At 72.4% G+C, this 2371-nt stretch carries 2 protein-coding genes; one reads left to right on the top strand and one right to left on the bottom strand.

Annotated elements, in window-relative coordinates; all coding sequences use genetic code 11:
• Positions 1 to 55: 55 nt before the first annotated feature.
• Positions 56 to 1747 (bottom strand): PucR family transcriptional regulator, encoded by a 1692-nt coding sequence (locus ACFC0D_RS38430; RefSeq protein WP_376446741.1) that lies wholly within the window; start codon positions 1745 to 1747, stop codon positions 56 to 58.
• A gap of 308 nt (positions 1748 to 2055) precedes the next feature.
• Between ACFC0D_RS38430 and ACFC0D_RS38425 the strand changes: the two genes are divergently transcribed.
• Positions 2056 to 2371: FAD binding domain-containing protein (locus tag ACFC0D_RS38425; protein WP_376446738.1), on the top strand; the 316-nt coding region annotated here is incomplete at its 3' end.

Genomic DNA, 2371 nt, shown 5'->3' with positions numbered 1-2371 from the left:
GGGTGTGGGCCTCTTCCAGGACCCTCCCGACCCGTAGCCCGTTGCCTTCCGCGCCCTACGACATCCGCAGCGCCAGGAAGAAGTCGAGCTTGTCCTCCAGACGCGACAGGTCGCGGCCCGTCAGTTGCTCGATCCGGCCCACCCGGTAGCGCAGGGTGTTCACATGCAGGTGGAGACGGGTCGCGCAGCGGGTCCAGGAGCCGTCGCAGTCGAGGAAGGCCTCCAGCGTGGGGATGAGCTCGGCGCGGTGGCGGCGGTCGTAGTCGCGCAGCGGGTCGAGCAGCCGGGCCGTGAAGGCGCGACGGACGTCGTCCGGGACGAACGGGAGGAGCAGGACGTGGGAGGCCAGCTCGTGGTGGCCCGCGGCGCACACGCGGCCCGGGCGGGCGGCGGCGACACGGCGGGCGTGGCGCGCCTCCTCAAGGGCGCCGCGCAGGCCCTCGGCCGAGTGGACCGCCGCGCTGACGCCCAGGGTGAGGCGGCCGTCGTCGGCGAGACCCGACGAGAGCGGGTCCCGTACCGCCGCGAGCAGCGCGTCGGCGTGCAGCCCGATGCTGGTGGTGCCCTCGTCCTCGCTGTCCGGAAGGGGCCCGGCGGGCAGCGGGACCAGGGCGATGGCCTCGTCGCCGTGGTGGGCGACGGCGATCCGGTCGGCGGAGTCGGCGCCCACCGTCGCGGGGTCGACGAGGATCTCCTCCAGGAGCGCCTGGGCCACCGGGCCGGTCTCCACGGCGCCCGTCCCGCCCTCCGCGTCCCACTCCACACGGGCGACGACGACCTGCCAGTGGGGTGCGGTCCCCAGGCCCGGCAGCAGCACCGGGGCGGCGACCCGCAGGCGGGCGGCGATCTCGGCGGGCGCGGCGCCCGTCTGGACCAGCTCCAGGACCTCCTGCGCGAGCCGGCGGCGTACGGTGCGCGCCGCGTCCCGCCGGTCCCGCTCGACGGCGATGAGCTGGGTGACGCCCTGGAGCAGGTCCAGCCGGGCCGCCGGCCAGTCGCCCGCGTCGGCCTCGACGGCGAGCAGCCAGTCGGACAGGACGGTCTCCCGTACGTCCCTGGAGGCGGGCGGGGCCCCGCGCCCGGTGTTGCGGATCGGGAAGAGCGAGTAGGTGGCTCCGGCGACGCTCAGACGGTGCGGCCCACGCCGCCCGGTCCGGGTGGCGGCCAGGTGCTCGCCGGCCAGCGTGGCCGCGAGACCGGCGTCCAGCGGCTCCCCGGCACCTGCGATCTGGCGGCCGGTGGGGGAGAGGACCCAGGCCCGCAGGTCGAGGTCGGAGCCGAGCAGGTCGAGGACGACCTCGGGCCCGCCGCCCGCCGGACCGGAGGTCATCAGGCGCCTGTGGCGGTCCACGACCGCCGCCAGGTCACCGGCCCGCTCCCCGGAGACCTGTCGAACAACATGTTCGGTGATCGTCGCGAATGCAACGGACTCGTTCACCGCGAACAGCGGCAGCCGATGGCGCAAACACGCCTGTACGAGATCGTCGGGGATGTCGCCGAGTTCCGCCTCGCCCGCGGCCAGCGCCGCCACCCCGGCGGACGCCAGGATCCGGACGAAGGGCTCGGCGTCCTCCGGCTCCCGCAGCCAGGCGAGGCCGGTGAGGACCAGCTCCCCGCCGGACAGGTACCGGCTGGGGTCCTTCAGGTCCGTCGTCATCACGCCACGGACGGTGCGGTCCAGCTCGTCCTCACCACCGAGCAGGCGCAGCCCCAGCGCGTCGGTTTCCAGCAGTGCGCGCAGCCGCATCTCGTCGCCGCCGTTCCTTTTCGTCAGTCACTCGTCTGTCGCGTTGTCGTCGGCGGCTGGTGCCACCGTTTCCAGGGGAAAACGGCGAGGTTAATGAGCCCCGCCTTTCGTTCGAATCTACAAGACGAACCGGGACACCAGCCAACTCCTTCATGTTTTCGGTGACTGCACCGCAGCCGGCCGGCCTTGTGTACTAGGCCACACATCGCGTTAACAGCACGTGAACATGAATTCGAAGTCGAGGGCCGGTCATCCCCAGGCCCAGTAGACCGACCCCCGATCACTAGAAGCACAAGAAGAGAGCCACCATGGACTTCCTTCGCCCCGCCAGCTGGGAGGAGGCGCTCGCCGCCAAGGCAGAGCACCCCACGGCAGTGCCCATCGCGGGTGGCACCGACGTCATGGTCGAGATCAACTTCGACCACCGACGACCCGAGTACCTCCTGGACCTGAACCGTATCGAGCTGCTCCGCGAGTGGGAGGTCGGCGAGGAGAACGTCCGCCTCGGCGCGTCCGTTCCGTACACCCAGATCATGGAGAACCTGCGGGCCGAGCTGCCGGGTCTCGCGCTCGCCTCGCACACCGTGGCCTCCCCGCAGATCCGCAACCGCGGTGGTGTCGGCG

This window comes from Streptomyces sp. NPDC056222 (assembly GCF_042264065.1).
Lineage (GTDB): Bacteria > Actinomycetota > Actinomycetes > Streptomycetales > Streptomycetaceae > Streptomyces.
This window is presented reverse-complemented; position numbering and strand designations above follow the sequence as displayed.

Coding starts and splice junctions, on each gene's coding strand:
- ACFC0D_RS38430 (WP_376446741.1), bottom strand. CDS start 1,747: ATGCGGCTGCGCGCACTGCTGGAAACCGACGCGCTGGGGCTGCGCCTG.